Annotated in this window: 15 protein-coding genes and 1 tRNA gene; 3 read left to right on the top strand and 13 right to left on the bottom strand. The window is 67.3% G+C overall.

The genetic code is table 11. From position 1 onward, the window contains the following. Positions 1–4 precede the first annotated feature (4 nt). Positions 5–388: an RNA polymerase-binding protein RbpA gene (locus JF543_RS09025; RefSeq protein WP_179410854.1), complete on the top strand. Its 384-nt coding sequence runs from the start codon at positions 5–7 to the stop codon at positions 386–388. Between the two features lie 15 nt (positions 389–403). Here the strand turns inward: JF543_RS09025 and lnt are convergent, their stop codons facing one another. Genes lnt through JF543_RS08980 form a run of 9 tightly spaced genes read right to left on the bottom strand, consistent with a single transcriptional unit; the run spans position 404 to position 10101 of the window. Then, positions 404–1927: an apolipoprotein N-acyltransferase gene (gene lnt / locus JF543_RS09020; protein WP_206824289.1), complete on the bottom strand. Its 1524-nt coding sequence runs from the start codon at positions 1925–1927 to the stop codon at positions 404–406. A 5-nt stretch (positions 1928–1932) separates the two neighbouring features. Then, positions 1933–4407 carry a DEAD/DEAH box helicase gene (locus tag JF543_RS09015; RefSeq protein WP_206549888.1) on the bottom strand — a complete coding sequence of 825 codons (2475 nt, stop codon included), beginning with the start codon at positions 4405–4407 and terminating at the stop codon, positions 1933–1935. Next, positions 4404–5168: a twin-arginine translocase subunit TatC gene (tatC, locus tag JF543_RS09010; protein WP_206551199.1), complete on the bottom strand. Its 765-nt coding sequence runs from the start codon at positions 5166–5168 to the stop codon at positions 4404–4406. Before tatC ends, JF543_RS09015 begins: the two co-directional genes overlap by 4 nt. Positions 5169–5225: 57 nt before the next feature. Next, the gene (locus JF543_RS09005) at positions 5226–5492 is read right to left on the bottom strand and encodes a twin-arginine translocase TatA/TatE family subunit (RefSeq protein ID WP_206549889.1); all 267 of its coding nucleotides are present in this window, start codon (positions 5490–5492) and stop codon (positions 5226–5228) included. Between the two features lie 42 nt (positions 5493–5534). Beyond that, positions 5535–6512 (bottom strand): helix-turn-helix transcriptional regulator, encoded by a 978-nt coding sequence (locus JF543_RS09000; RefSeq protein WP_206823802.1) that lies wholly within the window; start codon positions 6510–6512, stop codon positions 5535–5537. A gap of 2 nt (positions 6513–6514) precedes the next feature. Then, a complete protein-coding gene (locus JF543_RS08995; RefSeq protein WP_206823797.1) occupies positions 6515–7501 on the bottom strand; it encodes a helix-turn-helix transcriptional regulator in 987 nt (328 codons plus the stop codon). Continuing rightward, on the bottom strand, positions 7498–8406 hold the full coding sequence (locus tag JF543_RS08990) for a hypothetical protein (protein ID WP_206823792.1): 909 nt from the start codon (positions 8404–8406) through the stop codon (positions 7498–7500). The genes JF543_RS08995 and JF543_RS08990 overlap by 4 nt, the downstream gene beginning before the upstream one ends. 10 nt (positions 8407–8416) lie before the next feature. Then, a complete protein-coding gene (locus tag JF543_RS08985) occupies positions 8417–9427 on the bottom strand; it encodes a tRNA (adenine-N1)-methyltransferase (RefSeq protein ID WP_179410860.1) in 1011 nt (336 codons plus the stop codon). Beyond that, positions 9424–10101: an HAD family hydrolase gene (locus JF543_RS08980; RefSeq protein WP_347401128.1), complete on the bottom strand. Its 678-nt coding sequence runs from the start codon at positions 10099–10101 to the stop codon at positions 9424–9426. The genes JF543_RS08985 and JF543_RS08980 overlap by 4 nt, the downstream gene beginning before the upstream one ends. 86 nt (positions 10102–10187) lie before the next feature. Between JF543_RS08980 and JF543_RS08975 the strand changes: the two genes are divergently transcribed. Next, the gene (locus tag JF543_RS08975; protein ID WP_179410861.1) at positions 10188–11030 is read left to right on the top strand and encodes a PAC2 family protein; all 843 of its coding nucleotides are present in this window, start codon (positions 10188–10190) and stop codon (positions 11028–11030) included. Positions 11031–11033: 3 nt separating this feature from the next. On the opposite strand, the gene JF543_RS08970 is transcribed toward JF543_RS08975, so the two are convergent. Both JF543_RS08970 and JF543_RS08965 read right to left on the bottom strand, forming a co-directional pair. Next, positions 11034–11864, bottom strand: coding sequence for an undecaprenyl-diphosphate phosphatase (locus JF543_RS08970; protein ID WP_179410862.1), 831 nt, complete (start codon positions 11862–11864; stop codon positions 11034–11036). Between the two features lie 41 nt (positions 11865–11905). Further along, a complete protein-coding gene (locus tag JF543_RS08965; protein ID WP_206823791.1) occupies positions 11906–13201 on the bottom strand; it encodes a M20/M25/M40 family metallo-hydrolase in 1296 nt (431 codons plus the stop codon). Positions 13202–13314: 113 nt separating this feature from the next. On the opposite strand from JF543_RS08965, the gene JF543_RS08960 reads away from it, so the two are divergent. After that, a tRNA-Leu gene (locus JF543_RS08960) sits at positions 13315–13399 on the top strand. Between the two features lie 207 nt (positions 13400–13606). Here JF543_RS08960 and JF543_RS08955 read toward each other — a convergent pair. Both JF543_RS08955 and JF543_RS08950 read right to left on the bottom strand, forming a co-directional pair. Beyond that, entirely contained in the window at positions 13607–14254 is a 648-nt protein-coding gene (locus tag JF543_RS08955; RefSeq protein WP_206823790.1) for a Pr6Pr family membrane protein, read from the bottom strand. A gap of 178 nt (positions 14255–14432) precedes the next feature. Beyond that, positions 14433–15530 (bottom strand): VIT1/CCC1 transporter family protein, encoded by a 1098-nt coding sequence (locus JF543_RS08950; protein ID WP_206820545.1) that lies wholly within the window; start codon positions 15528–15530, stop codon positions 14433–14435. Positions 15531–15535 lie beyond the last annotated feature (5 nt).

The raw sequence follows: 15535 nt of genomic DNA, 5'->3' as shown, positions 1-15535 counted from the left end.
CACAATGGCAGATCGCAGCCTTCGCGGCATCCGATTGGGTGCGCAGAGCCTTCAGAGCGAAGAGGGCGTCGTTTTCATGGAACGTCGCGCCACGACGTACAAGTGCGAGTCGTGCGGTCAGGAGACCACGCTGATGTTCGCCGCGGATGCGGAGTCTCCGCAGACCTGGGAGTGCCGCGCGTGCGGCGCGGAAGCTGTGCTGCAGGTCGACGGCGCATCGGTCAAGCTCGAAGAGGCCGATGAGAAGGCGGCCCGCACGCACTGGGACATGCTTCTCGAGCGTCGCACCCGCGACGAGCTCGAAGAGCTCCTCGCAGACCGGCTCGCCTACGTGCGGGCACGTCGTGGCGACGGTGACGACCCGTCGCACGAGCGCATCGGCGCATGATGCACCGACGCTGAATCACTCGCGCCGGGCGCGCACGCCGGCGATGATCAGCGTGACGCAGCCTGAGACCAGCAGCACCAGCTGAATCCAGGGGCCCAGCACGACACCCGCCGTGAGGCCGGAGCGTAGCTCGACATCCTCGAGCAACGCTCCGGCCTCATCTGCGTCCAGCGACGAGACGGTCGAGCCGTCCGGACGAATGATCTGACTCGTGCCCACCGTAGAGACGTTGACGACGCTGCGCCCCGTCTCGATCGCGCGCATGCGCGCGAAGGCGAGCTGCTGCAGGTTCTCGTCGGTGCCACGGAAGTCGGCGTTGTTGGTCTGGAACACGAGCACTTCGGCACCGGCGGTCACACTCTCGCGGATGACCTCGTCGTAGATCACGTCGAAGCAGATGGCCAGCCCCACGCGCACGCCGTCGACGTCGACGAACGGCGGGTTGACGCCCGGCGTGTACTCCCTGCCGATCAGGCCGATGAGGTCGGGAGCGATGGCGTAGTAGAAGTCACGGTCCGGCACGTACTCGCCGAACGGCACCGGGTGGCGCTTGTCGTGACTCTGCGTCGCGGTGCCCTCGTCGGTCCACAGGAACGACGTGTTGAAGTACTCCTCGCCGCGTTGCGTCGCGGTGTTGGCGAGCAATGGCGCGTCGAAGACGTTCACCAGCCGGGTGAGCCGCCGTGCTGTCGCGGGATCCTGGAACGGGTCGTAGTCGACCCCGCCCTCTGGCCAGACGACGAGGTCGATATCCTCACCGCGCAACGCATCCATCGCCTCGGTCTGCGCGGTGATCACACCGTAGGGTTCGCGATCGTCGAAGTACCCGGTCGCACCGTTGCCCTGCACCGCGGCGATGCTCATCGCTCCGGACGGCGTCGTCGGGAACAGTGGCGTGAACACGAGAACGAGCACCGTCAGCGCCGGGGCGATCAGGCGCAACGGCTGTCGCCACGTGCGCATTCGTACGACCTCGATCAGCAGGGCTACCGCCGCGACCATCAGGAAGGTCAGGCCGCTCACCCCCACCCACGAGGCGACCGGGGCGAATGGCCCTTCCGACTGCGTCATGCCCAGCCGTGCCCAGGGAAAGCCACCGTACGGCCAGTTGCCGAGAAAGAGCTCGTGCACCGTCCAGAGCGCTGCGACGGTGAGTGGCAGCACCACGGTTCTGCTACGCGGCCAGGCGCGTGGAAGCCACCGGTACGCCAGCGTGATGGGCACCAGTGCAATGGCCGTCAGTGCGGCCTCGAGCACGAACAGTGCCACCCACGGAATCGGGCCCAGATAGCGGGCCGTCCACGACACGAGCAGGGCGAACAGCACAAGTCCGTAGACCGCGGCCACCAGCAGCGCGCCGCCGAAGCGCCGGCCGATCAGGGCGGGCAGCAGCAGGGCAAGTGCGACGAGAGCCAAGGGCCATGCCGCCACTGCGGGGAAGGCGAAGTTCATCAGCGCACCTGCGGCCGCGGCCATCGGTACGGCGAGCCACAGGGGCACGAGCGGGCGCACAGGAGCCGCGGTGGCGGATGCCGGCATCCGGGTCACACCGCCGAGTACGCGACGATGCCGCGACGCACACCATCGAGTGCACGCCGCGCAGTACGGGCGAGCTGGTCATCCTCGGCGACGATCGAGAGCTGATCGAGCAGATCGATCGTCTGCTTCGACCAGCGCACGAAGTCACCCGCAGCCATATCGGCATCGACCAGCACCCGATCGAGGGAACCGCCTCGCGTCCAATTGTGCATCGCCGCAGCGAGCCCAGGAGCCAGCGGCTCGGTGCGTGGCAGGCCGTAGTCGTGCTCCAGCTCATCGAGCTCGACCCACAACCGCATCGTCTGGTCGTAGGCGATGCGGAACGCCCCGCGGGGCAGACCACGCTCGCCGAGGTTCTGTTCGTCACGGCGGGGTTCGTACACCAGGCAGCTCGCCATGGCCGCAAGCGAGGGTGCATCGAGGTTGCGCCACAGGTTGTTCCGCAGCGCCTCTGCGACAAGCAGATCGCGCTCTCCGTAGATGCGACGCATCGTGCGCCCGGCCTCGGTGAGAGCGAGGTCACCGCCCTCGCCGTCGAGATAGCCGACCACCTGCAGCACGTCGATGACGCGGTCGAAAGTGCGGGCGACGGTGCCGGTGCGGGTCTCGATCTGTCGGCGTGTGCGGTCGGTCTCGCGCTTGAGGGAGTAGTAGCGCTCTGCCCACCTCGCATGGGCTTCCCGATCGGGGCATCCGTGGCAGGAGTGGCGCTGCATGCGCGTCCGCAGACCCTGGATCTTCTTCATCCGCTTCTCGCGGACGGCTCGGGGCGCCGCCGCGTCCTTGCGGTTCTTCTTCTCGAGGTCGCTCAGCTCGCGGCGGATCGCCGCGTAGTCGGGAAAGTCCCCGTGTTCGCACTTCATCGCGGTGCGGTAGCCCTGCAGGGATTCCTCGGCGTCCTTGACCTTGCGTGCCAGGCCCACCACGGCGCGGTCCGCCTGGAACTGCGCGAACGACGATTCGAGGATCTCGCGCGCCCGCTCCCGACCGAACCGGTCGATCAGATTGACGGCCATGTTGTAGGTGGGGCGGAAGCTGGAGTTCAGCGGATAGGTGCGCCGCGAAGCCAGCGCGGCGACCGCCTGCGGGTCCATGCCCGCGGTCCACTGCACGACCGCGTGGCCCTCCACATCGATGCCGCGGCGGCCGGCGCGCCCCGTGAGCTGGGTGTACTCCCCTGAGGTAATCGCGACCCGCGCCTCGCCGTTGAACTTCTCCATCTTCTCGAGGACGACGGTGCGCGCGGGCATGTTGATTCCCAGCGCGAGCGTCTCGGTGGCGAAGACGGCCTTCACGAGCTTTCGCTGGAACAGTTCTTCGACGACTTCCTTGAAAGCGGGCAGGAGGCCGGCATGGTGGGCGGCGACACCCCGCTCCAGATTGTCGCGCCACTCCCAGAATCCGAGCACATCGAGGTCCTCGTCCTGCAAGGAGCGTGTGCGGTCGTCGACGATCGCCTTGATCTCAGCGCGTTCCTCCGCTGTGGTCAGTCGCACACCGGCGCGTCTGACCTGCTGCACGGCAGCATCGCACCCGACGCGGCTGAAGATGAAGAAGATCGCCGGCAAGAGGTTCGCCCGTTCGAGCAGACGAACCACGTCTGGACGATCCATGCGCTCGATGCGGCGCTCGTCGGCACCCCTGTTCGGGCGCTTTCCGCCGCGCGGCGGGCGCTGAGCGTGACGGCCGGCGTGGCGGTTGCTGCGGTACTCCTGCGCCCGACGATTGCTCTCATGTCGCGGACCGGAAGAAGAGCGCAGGCGTGACAACTCCTGATTGACCTGTGCCGTGGCGACACCGGCGCGGTCGTCGAACAACGGCAGCAGGTCATCGCGCACCAGCACGTGCTGCTCCAGCGGTACCGGGCGGATCTCGGAGACGATCACATCGGTGTCACCGCGGACCGTGTCAAGCCAGTCACCGAACTCCTCGGCGTTCGACACCGTGGCGCTGAGAGAGATCAGTCGCACATCCTGCGGAAGGTGCAGGATCACCTCTTCCCACACAGGACCGCGGAACCGGTCGGCGAGGTAGTGAACCTCGTCCATGACGACATAGCGCAGCCCGCGCAGGGCGTCGGAGTCGGCGTACAGCATGTTGCGCAGCACTTCGGTAGTCATCACCACGATGCGCGCGTTGCCGTTGATGTTGGTGTCGCCGGTGAGCAGACCGACCTGGTCCGCGCCGTACGCATCGACCAGCTCACGGAACTTCTGATTCGACAGCGCCTTCATCGGCGTGGTGTAGAACGCCTTGTCGTTCGCGGTCTGCATCGCCATGTGGATCGCGAACTCGCCGACGATCGTCTTGCCCGCACCGGTGGGGGCTGCGACCAGCACACTGCGCCCGCGCTCGAGGGCCTGACAGGCTTCGACCTGGAACGGGTCCAGGTCGAAGCGCTGCTGGGCCGAGAACGCCTGTGTCTGCGGGTGCTCCGCGGCCGATCGGGCTGCCGCGTAGCGCTCAGCGTGTGATGTCATGCTGCCGGGGCGTCCGGGTCAAGACCTGCGGCGATCTCGCGCTTCTTCTTGCGGCGGTCGAACAGCAGCGACAACAGGGCCGCGGCGAAGTAGAGCACCACGAGAATGCCGGCCAGCAGCAGCATCGAACCGATGTCGGCAGCGGGCGTCGCGATCGCTGCGAACAGCGAGGCGACAAGGATCGCGATCCGCCACCCCTTCAGCATCGCCGCACCGGACATCACACCGGCGAGGTTCAACGCCACCATGAACACCGGCAGCACGAACGAGACACCGATCACCAGAACGAACTTCAGGATGAAGTCGTAGTAGTAGTCGGAATCGAAGAAGTTCACGCCGATCTCGGGCACGAAGCTCGACATCACTTCGATCACGTGCGGTGCCACCAGCACGGCGACGTACCCACCGGTGAAGAACAGCGGTATCGCCGCGCCGACGAACGCGAGCGTGTACCGGATCTCTTTCTTGGTGAGCCCCGGCATGACGAACGCCCAGATCTGCCATAGCCAGACCGGTGCCGACAACAACAGACCGATCGACAGAGCCATGCGGATTCGCAGGTTGAATCCAGAAGCGATGCCCGTGAACATCAACTCCGCGAAGTCGCCACCGCGCTCTTCATCGATGATGCGGATCGGCTCGGTCAGGAAGTTGATGATCGGGTCGGTGACGATGAATGCGATCACCATACCGGCCGCGAGGCCGATCACCGCGATGATCAGTCGCTTGCGAGCCTCGCGCAGATGCTCGCCGAGCGACATGCGTCGATCGCGCTTCCCGTCCTCGGGCTGCGCTTCGACGTTCAGTTCAGTCACGGCCTAGGAAGCGCGAGGCGGTGTGTCCTGATCAGCAGGACGCTCCGCGGATGGCTTTGCCGGAGCCGAAGTGCCCGTTGCCGTCGCGTCGGCGGCGTCGGGGGTCGTCGCGTCTGCGTCGTCCTCCTTCATCGCCTTCATTTCGCCCTTGAAGACACGAGCGGACTGGCCGAGGCTCTTCGCCAGCGCCGGCAGCTTCGCCGCGCCGAAGAGAAGAAGGATGATGATCAGAATGATCCACAGGTGTGGTCCTGCGAAGAGATTGCCCATGGATGTCTCCTCTGGATGGGTCAAGGTTGGTTCAGTCTATCGTCACGAATCGGTGCTGGGGACGACGTACAACGCGAGTCCGTCGGATGCCCATTCCTGCGTCGCTGCGCGTGCCGGGGGTGGGTCGAGCACCTCGACGGCGCCACCGAATCGTGCCGCGATCCGCTTGATGCCCCGCGGATCGGCCATGTGGAACCGCAGCGTCACCAGGCCTGCGGAGCGTGCGACTTCATCGTGCGAAAAGGCGCCGAGCAGGGGGACGAGCCGCTCCGGCAGACGCACGGTGACGGGCCCCGCCTGCGTTCCCGCGCCGAAATCGGGCGGTGCGGCGGCGTCGGTGTGCGTGATGGCGATGACGGTGAGTTCGGGATCACTCACACGATCGAGGTGGAACGTGCGCATCGCCTGGCGCAGATGGCACCAGCCCTGCAGATACCACTGCCCGTTCGTCAGCAGGATCTGCATCGGGTCGACGGTCCGCACCGTCGGTTCGGCATCCGGTGCGTGATAGCGGAACGACACGGCGACGCCTTCGTGGAGCGCACGCGAGACGACGTGCTGCACGGCGCTGACCTCGACCGGGGCGACCACCAGGTCAGGCGGCGCGTCCGCGGATCCTCGGGACAGCTTGGCCATCAGTCCCGAGACCAGGCCCGAGTCTGCGACCGCGGGAACGGCCGCGACCATCTGGAGGCCGGCGAGCAGGGCCGCGGCCTCACGCGCGGTGAAGCGCGGAACACGCCGCAGCGCGACGTCGTTGGTGATCTCGATCACGCCGTGCTCGTCGAGCAGGTCCCAGTCGATGTCGAACATCTCCTGCGGCGGTTGCCAGAATCCGGAATCACCGGGCAGGCCGATCACCGTCAGCTTCTCGACCATCTGTCGCATCTGCGCGGGCGTCACGCCGAAGTCGGCGGCGGCCTCGTCGAGGGTGACCTGGCCGCGTTCGAGGAGGTATGGCACGAGCGTCAGGTACAGTCGCACGCGATCCGCCGCGAGCAACGGTGCACGGGTTGTCATCGTCAGTCACCTCCGTCGGAGTGCACGCGACTGATCGCCCGGAGGCGGTCGATCACGGCGTCGCGCAGGTCGGCAGGTTCGACGACGCGCACCTCTGGCCCGTAGGCGGCGAGCTCGTCGGCGAAGACGTGTCGGTCGACGTAGGGCACGCGGATGCCCTGTGCAGCGACCGTGGAACGGCGCCCGAGTCGCAGTGCCGCCTCGGTGCCCGGGGTCACCTCGAGCAGGGCGCTCTGTGCCGCGGCGACCGCTGCGAGTCCCGACAGCGCGCGCTCCCCCGCCCCGATGCGCAGGGACGCGTCGAACGTCTGGCCGGTCACCTTCACATCACTGACGATTCTGCTCAGCAGGAACGTCCGATCGGCGGCGGCATCCAGATCGATGCCGAACACATGCCAGCGCGCCTCGTACTCGACCAGTGCCAACGGTCGGATTCGCCGCGTGCTGGCCGCGGCGTCGCCGGGCTTGAGGTACTCGAAGACGACGACTCGACTGCGCTCGATGCCCTCCTGCAGCTTGGGGAACGCAGCATCGCGCGCCGCGATGCGCGGGGCGAAGCCGATGATCGGTTCGTCGCCGTCGATACCCAGCGCGCGGATCTTTCGCACACCCGCTTGCGCGTCGACCGAGACGGACTCTGCACTCCAGACGCTGCCCGCGAGGCGAAGCACGGCGAGTTCCGCATCCGTGAACTCGATGTCGGCAGGCAGATCGTAATCGGCCTGCGGAATGCGGTAGCGGGCTTCGCGCAGATCATGCGGATCGGTCGGGTCGCCGATGGTCTCGATCGGGATACCCAGGGTGCGCAGCTCGTCCTTGTCGCGCTCGAACATCTTCTCGAGCGCGTCGGGCTTGGCGCCGGCTTCTGCGCGCTGACGGTAGCCGGAGACGCTGTCGAGGATCTGTTGCTTGGTCAGGCCGATCCCCGTGGCCATCAGCGCCACGACGAGATTCGTCAGACGCTCCTCCGCGGGGATCGTGACGGTCATCCCTGTGCCAGCTCCTCGGGGATCACACCCAGGATGTCGACGACGTAGGTCACCGCGTCGCCGGTCTCGTCCGGCACGATCACCATCACCTGTGAGCCGATGGTCGCCTCGGAGATCGCCTGGGCGACCTCTTCGGGCAGGGACTGCGCGTTCAACATCACGGGGCCGTCCCACGAGCTGCCGACGACCGAGCGGTTCGCCCAGTCCACGGCCGTGTAGTGGAACATCGGTGTGCCGTCCGCGACGGCTTCGCCCCGCCCGTCGATCAGGGTCTCGACGACGACCGTGTCGGGCGCGGCGCTGCCGGGCACGATGATGCCGGGGCGACCGTCGGGTGCACGCACCACCGAGGGGATCCCGCGGGTGGTGTTGAACACGTCATCACCCTCGGCCTTCGGGAGCAGCGTGTACTGGATGTCGTAGACGGCGACGAGGCTGGCGTCGGCGCCGAGGCCGATCTGCGGTGCCAGGCCTTCGGGCAGATCGGCGGCCGGAATCGCGACGGCGACGCGGCTTCCCTCGGTTGCGCACTCCAGCGCCTGTTCGACGCCGGGGAACTCTGCCGCGGCAGAGTCCGGGCTCCAGACGCTCAGCGCGGAGTGGATCGGTTCGCCGGTGTCGCCGTTGACCAGCAGCCGAGTCATGATGGCGTTCTGGTTCGACGCGGCGATTGCGGGGCCGTCACCGACGATGAGGTCGGTGTACTTCACTTCTGACGCGCGAACCGGCATGTCGATCGCGACCTGCGGCGTACCGAAGGTGCCAACGACCTCGACGGACGCCGCCAGGCCGGTCGACGAGACACGGTCGCAGTCCGCGGCATCGTTGCCCGGCACCGCAGAGCAGCCGGTCAGAGCAAGGGCGGACAGGGCCAGGGCCGAGAGAGCAGCGGTCGTTTTACGCACGCGCCCCAGTCTATTCCGAAGCGGGCGGTACCTCGCGCGACGAGGCGGCGATCCTGGCGCCGGCGGCTGCCTTCTGCGCCTCGCGTACGCGCTTGCGCAGGTTCTTGTCGGTGATCTCCCGGTCGCCGACAGCCCCCGGCGTCCACAGCTCGACGTCCTCATCCCCGTAGCTGGACTTCGAGGCACGGCGACGCACTTCGGGCGGGACCGCACCCGGTGCGAGGCGGCGGGCCGTGAGCAGGAAGCCGGTGTGCGCGACCATCCGGTGGTCCGGGCGGACCGCGAGACCCTCGACATGCCAGCCGCGCACCATCGTCTCGGACGCATCGGGTTCCGTGAACAGCCCGGTACCGCGGATGTACTCGGCCACTCGCGAGAGCTGCGTGGCGGTCGCGATGTAGCAGATCACGACGCCGCCCGGCGTGAGGGCATCCGCCACGGCATCCATGCAGTCCCAGGGCGCGAGCATGTCGAGTACGACACGATCGACGGTGCCGGGTTCGAAGCGGGTGGGGAGCTCCTCTGCGAGGTCGCCGACGACGACGTCCCACGTGTCGGGCGTCTCACCGAAGAAGGTCTCGACGTTCGCCTTCGCTACCTCGGCGAAGTCCTCGCGGCGCTCGAACGAGGTCAGCGCACCGTCGTGCCCGATCGCGCGCAGAAGCGCGAGCGAAAGCGCTCCGGACCCCACGCCCGCCTCGACGACGACGGCACCGGGGAAGATGTCAGCCTGCATGACGATCTGCGCCGAGTCCTTCGGGTACACGATCGCGGCACCGCGCGGCATCGACAGGGCGAAGTCGCGCAGCAGCGGCCGCAGCGCCAGGTAGTCGTGGCCGGAACTGTTGGTGACGACGGAACCGTCGGGCTGCCCGATCAGGTCGCGGTGGAACAGCACACCGTGATGCGTGTGCAGCTCGCCATCGGCGCGCAGGGTGATCGTGTGCATCCGCCCCTTCGGGCCGGTGAGCTGAACGCGATCCCCCTCGCGGAAGGGGCCGCTGGGGCGTGCGGCGGTCATCGTGCCACCCCCGCTCCAACGCGCGTGCGCAGATCCGAGATGTCGGCGGCGGTGCGTCCGTCCAGTGTCGGCCAGAGCTCGTGCGCGCCGAGGTCGTCGAGAGCGACGATGTGCGGAACCCCGAGCGTCGTCGCGCCGGATGCCAGTCCCGCGGCCAGCCCGGTCGGTGAGTCCTCGATGACGACGGCGTCGGCGATGTCGACGCCCAGCTGAGTCGCGGCGGTGAGGTAGGGATCCGGGTGCGGCTTGGGGCGCTCCACGTCGTCACCGGCGACGACGACGTCGAAGGCCGGGAAATCGATCAGGCTCACCACGTCGAGTGCCATGCGGCGCAGTGACATCGTCACCAGGGCGGTCGGGATGCCCGCAGCGCGCAGGTCGGCGAGCAGCTCGCGCGCGCCGGGGCGGAACGGGACACCCTCAACACACAGGCGCTCCGAGACGCGGTCGGTGAGCAGCTGGACAATCGCTTCCGGCTCCATGTCGACGCCGGCCGCGCGCAGGATCTTCGCGCTGTCGATCAGGGCGTTGCCGACCAACTGCAGCCCATCTTCAGGGGTCCACGTGCCGCCGTACGACTCGACGAGTTCGGTCTCGACGGCGATCCAGTAGGGCTCGGTGTCGACGAGGGTTCCGTCCATGTCCCACAGGACTGCGCTGGGCTTATCACTCACCGAACCATGCTAGCCGTGTCAGAGCCCGCTCCGCGCGGGCCCCCACTAACCTGGAGGGATACCCAAAGCCGACGGAGAGGAGCTCGGTGGACGCCCTCGGCTCTCGTATCATCATCGCCGCGTTCGACGGCTGGAATGACGCCGGCGAGGCAGCCAGCGGTGCCATTTCGGCGCTGCGCGAGTCCACGGACTACCAGCGCGTGCACTCCGTGGACGCTGAACTGTACTTCGACTACCAGTACACCCGACCCGCGACGCGGATGGACGCGACCGGGCAGCGCGAGCTCGTGTGGCCCGAGGCCTCGCTGTGGAGGCCGACGAGCGTGACCGAGGGTCCGGAGCTGTGGCTGCTGACCGGTTCGGAACCGGCCCGTGCTTGGCAGGCCTTTGCGAACGAGTTCATCGACGTCGCCCTGCGTGACGACATCACCGGTTTCGTCACCCTGGGGGCGATGCTGTCGGATGTGCCGCACACCCGACCGATCTCGGTGTTCGCCACCAGCCAGGAAGAACGGGTGCGCGAGGCGCATGGGCTGGAGAAGTCCACCTATGAGGGGCCGGTGGGCATCCTCAGCGTTCTCGATCATTTCGCCACCCGCGCCGAGATCCCCACGGCGAGCCTGTGGGCGAGCGTGCCGCACTATGTGGCATCCGCAGCGCCGTCTCCGAAGGCGACGCTCGCGTTGCTCGACCGCCTGGAGGAGCTCACCGGCGTCGGCCCCGTGCGCGAGCATCTGCGCACCGAGGCGGCCGCCTGGGAGGCCTCGATCGACGCGGCTGCCGCCGAGGACGACGATATGGCCGAGTACATCCGTCAGCTCGAGCGAACGCGCGACACCTGGGACTCCCCCGATGCCTCGGGGGATGCGATCGCCCAGGCGTTCGAGCGCTACCTGCGCCGTCGGGGCGATGGCCCCGACAAGCGCTGATTGTCACATCGCGGGGATCACGCCCGTCGACAGCATCACGATGATGGCGATGCCGAGCAGTACCCGGTAGATCACGAACGGCAGGAAGCTGCGCTTGGAGATCCAGTTCATGAAGAACGCGATCACGCCGAGGGCGACGACGAAGGCGATGCCGGTCGCGGCGAACGTCTCGCCCAGCGTGAAGTGCTGGTTCGGGTCACCCCAGTGCTTGAACAGTTGGTAGAAGCCGCTGCCGAACACGGCGGGGATCGCCAGCAGGAACGCGTAGCGCGCGGCGGCTGCGCGCTCGTAGCCGAGGAACAGACCCATGGTGATCGTCCCGCCCGAGCGTGAGACGCCGGGCACCAGTGCGAGCGCCTGGGCGAATCCATAGGCGACACCGTCCGGGTAGGTCAGCTGGTTGAGCTTGCGCTTCTTCGCACCGACGTAGTCGGCGATGCCCAGCAGGATGCCGAACGCGATCAGCATGATCGCGACCAGCCACAGCGATCGCAGGACGGTCTCGATCTTGTCTTGGAAAAGCAAGCCGAGCGCGACGATCGGCAGGCTTCCGATGATGATCAGCCAGCCCATCCGGGCGTCGGGGTCATTGCGCGGCACGCGCCCGGCGAGCGATCGGAACCACTGGCCGATGATCCGCACGATGTCGCGCCAGAAGAACACCACGACGGCGGCTTCGGTACCGATCTGGGTGATCGCGGTGAAGGCTGCGCCGGGGTCCTCACCCGAGGGCAGGAACGTACCCACAATGCGCAGGTGCGCGCTGGACGAGATGGGCAGGAACTCGGTGAGTCCCTGCACGATGCCGAGAATGAGCGCTTCGAGCAGGTTCATGCGGTGCTTTCAGATGGTGCGGGAGAAGCGGCGGATGCTGATCAGCAGACGCGCAGCAGATCGGCCAGCACGCGCTGGCCGAAGACAAGCGAGTCTACGGGCACGCGCTCATCGACACCGTGGAACATCCCGGTGAAGTCGAGATCGGCGGGCAGCTGCAGTGGGGCGAAGCCGTAGCCGGTGATACCGATAGCCGCCAGCGCTTTGTTGTCGGTGCCGGCGCCGAGCAGGTACGGGATGACGGGCACACCTGGGTCATGTCGGCCCAGTGCGGCCACCATGTGCTCGACGAACTCGCCCGCGAAGGGCGTCTCCATGCCGATATCGCGCACGACCGTCTGGATCTCGATGTCTTCACCGACGATGCGCTGAAGTTCGGCGAGCACGTCGTCCTCAGTGCCGGGGATCACCCGGACGTCGATCAGTGCCTCGGCGCTCTCGGGGATGACGTTGTGCTTATAGCCGGCGCTGAGCGCTGTCGGGTTCGCGGTCGTGCGGAAGGTCGACCGCAGGAATGCCTCGGCCGGACCCGCGGCGGCGGCGAGGGCGTCGGGGTCGTCAACAGGGCGACCGGTGAGTTCGCTGAGCCCTTCGAGAAGGGCCTGAGTCGTCGGAGTGAGCCGGATGGGCCACCGGGTGCGCCCGATCGCTGCAACGGCCTCTGAGAGGCGCGTGACGGCGTTGTCCTCGTGGAACCGACTGCCGTGCCCGGCGCGGCCCTTCGCGACGAGTCTGAGCCACATGAGGGCTTTCTCGCCCACCTGCAGCAGGTACGCGCGGTGGTCATCAACCGTGATCGAGTATCCGCCTACCTCGCTGATCGCCTCGGTGGCGCCAGCGAACCACTCGGGCTTGTCCTGAACGACCAGCGCCGACCCCTCGACGCCACCGTTCTCCTCGTCGGCGAAGAAGACCAGGATCAGGTCGCGGTCGGGCTGCTCCCCCGCACGCAGCAGATCGGCGACGGCCGCCAGGATCATGGCATCCATATTCTTCATGTCGACCGCGCCGCGGCCCCACAGCATCCCGTCACGGATCTCGCCGGCGAACGGATCGACGGTCCAGTCCTCGGCGACGGCCGGGACGACGTCGAGGTGGCCGTGAACGACAAGCGCTGGCCGACCCGGGTTGCGACCGGGAACGCGGGCCATGACATTGGTGCGCCGCGGGATCGGTTCGTAGTACTCCGGCTCCAGGCCCAGGCTCTTCAGGAATGCGCCGACGTACTCGGCGGCCTCCCTCTCTCCGTTGGCCTTGCCGCCGCCGTAGTTGGACGTGTCGATGCGGATCAGGTCGCGCGCGATCTGGGCGACCTCGGGAACGGATGAGTCGGGCATGGCACCAGAGTATCGAAGACGCTCAGCCACGCCCGGGCGTCATGCGGGTTCGTACCGACCTCTGGATCGTGCTAATGTCATTCTTCGGTCGGCAACGACAAAAACCAACACCTGCGCGGGTGGCGGAATAGGTAGACGCGCTAGCTTGAGGTGCTAGTGCCCGATAAGGGCGTGGGGGTTCAAGTCCCCCCTCGCGCACAGCAGGAAATGACCCCGAACCGGGAAACCGGTTCGGGGTCGTTTTTGTCTGCACGAGCAACGTGGGCTCATGGGGGTTCCGGCTCGTCCCGGGCACCGCAGCCGAGGGGGTGACCGACACCATCCTCGAACTCAGCGCCTAACCATCACCGCGGACGACACGGCGCTACGCCACTGCCGGGGACTTGCCTGTCGCCGTCACTCTGTTTACGAAGGTGTGAGACCGGGCTGTTCTTCGCTGATGACCTGCGGAAGACGGCTCGTCCACCAGACGAGCACACCCACCGCAGTGAGAGCCGCGAGAAGTCCCGCTACGTGGACGACGAGCGAAACCCACCCTCGGCTAGGAAGGAGAAAGCCGTATGGAACCCACCCATCGGTCGCCCCGCGGAGGAGGACGACAGCTGCCCACGCGATTGGATACGGAAGCACCCACCACACTCGCGACCAGGGAAGAGTGCGTCGCCCCGGGCCCGCGATCCAGTCGAGAACGATGAAGGCCGGAAGTACCAGATGCAAGGTGACGCTGACCCAGGCGGGAGCAGAACCGGTTCCCGGAACGAGCGTGTTGTAGATCACGCCAACGATGACCATGCAAGTGGTCGATACTGCTCTCGCCACCACAATGCCGTCGTGTCGCGCCCAGCGCGTGGCACCAAACGTGCCAGCAACTACAAGCAACGACGCCGTCAGCAGCGCCGTGAGGTTGGTGAAGTACCCGAAGTAGTTGAAAGGGTTTCGCTCGGCGGTGCCTGCCCCAAGCGAGTATGTGTACGCAAGCACGACAAGGACTGCGGCGCCGACAACCACTCGCGCAATCTGCCAGAACTTCACATGTGTCTGGAGCGTAGACATGCCTTTACGATATGCGGGCGCGGGCTGTCATCCTCGGACTTCGCCGCCGGCTTCCTTGGTCGAGAGGACGTGCCCATGAAAGCCGTTCTTTCACCGACCTCGTCGCCCGCGGCCTGGGCCCATCGAAGACCAGGTGGCCGACGGTGGGGTCATTCTTGTATGTGCAGGCGCACCGCGCTCACACCGCGCCGACGCCGAAGGCCAGTCCCAGCGCGTACGTGATGGCCGCAGCTCCGAATCCGATCACGAGCTGTCGTAGCGCGCGTGACAGGGGTGGCCCGCCCGAGAGGATGCCGACCATCGCGCCGGTCGACAGCAGGGCGATCCCGACCAGCGCCAGCGCGACAAGGATCGCCGTCATGCCGCTGAGGCCGAAGATCCACGGCAGCACCGGGATGATCGCCCCCGAGGAGAACAGCAGGAAGCTGGAGATCGCGGCCATCCAATCGCTGCCGACCACGTCATCGGCGTCGTACCGGGCGGCAGCGCCGACGGGCGTCGGGAAGGTGCGCCGCACACCGACACGTGCCGCGGCGACGACCTTCTGGGCGCGTGCGAGGGCTTCGACCTCGTCGACCCCACGTGCGCGGTAGACCAACGCGAGCTCGTTGGCATCGATGTCCAGGTCGCCCGCATTGGCATCTGCATCGTCGTTCGCCTCGGTCGCCGCCAGCAGTTCGCGCTGCGAGCGCACCGAGACGAACTCCCCTGCGCCCATCGACAGCGCTCCGGCGAGGAGCCCTGCGATTCCGCTGAACAGGACGAACGACGAGCTGACGCCCGTCGCGCCGATTCCCAGTACGAGGGCGAGGTTCGACACCAGTCCGTCGTTTGCACCGAACACGGCGGCGCGGAATGAGCCCGACAGACGCCTCCTCCCCCGTGCCGCCAGACCCCGCACCACTTCGTGGTGCACCTTCTCATCGGCGCGCATGGCCGGAGTGGCGTACTGCTCGGCGTCATAGGGCGATCGCGCCTCAGCGCTCTGCGCGAGTGCGAGCACGAAGATCGACCCGAACCGGCCCGCCATCCAGCCCAGCATGCGAGAGCGCACTCCGGCGCGCGGAAGGCGCGTCGGCTCCTCGCCGCCGAGCAGGTCGAGCCAGTGCTGCTCGTGACGGCGCTCCGCCTCGGCGAGGGCGAGCAGAATCTCACGCTCCTCCCCCGTGCGCCGTGCCGCCAAGCGGGTGTAAACCGCGCCTTCCGCACGTTCTTCGACAAGGTACCGAGCCCACCGCTTGCGGTCAGCGGCGGTGGGTTGGACGGGGGTGGTCATGCATC

Source organism: Microbacterium esteraromaticum (genome assembly GCF_017303215.1).
Lineage (GTDB): Bacteria > Actinomycetota > Actinomycetes > Actinomycetales > Microbacteriaceae > Microbacterium > Microbacterium esteraromaticum_C.
Note: the sequence above shows the minus strand (reverse complement) of the source record. Positions and strands in the feature narration are given on the sequence as shown.